The organism is Sphingorhabdus sp. (genome assembly GCF_046292425.1).
Taxonomy (GTDB): Bacteria; Pseudomonadota; Alphaproteobacteria; order Sphingomonadales; family Sphingomonadaceae; genus Sphingorhabdus_B.
Genome location: NZ_JBKBQV010000094.1, coordinates 1 through 966, shown reverse-complemented (window position 1 = coordinate 966; position 966 = coordinate 1). Strand labels below are relative to the sequence as shown.

Sequence of the window (966 nt, the reverse complement as noted above, 5' to 3'; positions counted from 1 at the left end):
AAATCCGCCGGTTGGTGTCGTGGTTCGATGAGCAATTTTACGGCGATGTCACGCAGCCGCTTTTGCATGAACGCATGAAAAAGCGATTGTTTGACCGGCAGCCACCTGAATCCAAAGTGTTACGCGAAGCCATGAAACTGGCAAACGGGCATTTGGATTACATCGATTATTTGATTGATCATCGCGCATGGCTGGCGGGTTCGACCATGACCATGGCTGATCTTGCTGCAGCGGCGCAAATTTCGGTTGCAGATTATCTAGGTGGTATTGACTGGAACGGACACGAACAAACGAAGGCGTGGTACGCCATGTTCAAATCGCGACCCAGCTTCAGGCCGTTATTGTCCGAACGCATGGAAGTCATCGCGCCACCCAAACATTATGAGCAGGTTGATTTCTAAAGTCTGCTTTTTGGCTAATTGACGGGTAGAATGTCGATTATTCGATTTGCCCCATTGCCGTTATATCCATCCAAAACGGACCCCAGACATGTCCGTCGGGGTCAGTGAAATCGCGGCCATACATGAAACCATGGTCCTGCACAGGGTTGACATCGGCAACCCCGCCATGCGCAGCGGCCGCATCATTCATCGCGTCTACGGCTTTTTTGCTGGAGAGTGATAAAGCGACCATGACCTCGCTGCTGCCCACCGGCGGCAAGGGACGCGTGGTGAAACTACCCCATTTTTCATAGGTCAGAAGCATGACATTAATGGCTTCGTTCCACACCATGCAAGCAGCGGTGTTGTCCGTGAAGGATGGATTATTGCTGAAACCAAGTGCCGTATAAAATGCCATGGCACGAGGGAGGTTAGCGACAGGAAAGTTGACAAAAATCATATCGGTCATTCGGATTCTCCCTGATTGCACAGCATGATCTGCAAGCATTTCGGATTTGAACGTTTTTTGCGAACTCAGAATAGCAAAAGTATTTTGAATCACCAAAAAATCATCCAAAACGGAAAA

At 49.3% G+C, this 966-nt stretch carries 2 protein-coding genes; one reads left to right on the top strand and one right to left on the bottom strand.

The features are described 5' to 3' along the window. Positions 1 to 401: glutathione S-transferase family protein (locus tag ACK4S7_RS13015; protein ID WP_409647660.1), on the top strand; the 401-nt coding region annotated here is incomplete at its 5' end. A gap of 37 nt (positions 402 to 438) precedes the next feature. On the opposite strand, the gene ACK4S7_RS13010 is transcribed toward ACK4S7_RS13015, so the two are convergent. Next, positions 439 to 849 carry a VOC family protein gene (locus ACK4S7_RS13010; protein ID WP_409647657.1) on the bottom strand — a complete coding sequence of 137 codons (411 nt, stop codon included), beginning with the start codon at positions 847 to 849 and terminating at the stop codon, positions 439 to 441. Positions 850 to 966 lie beyond the last annotated feature (117 nt).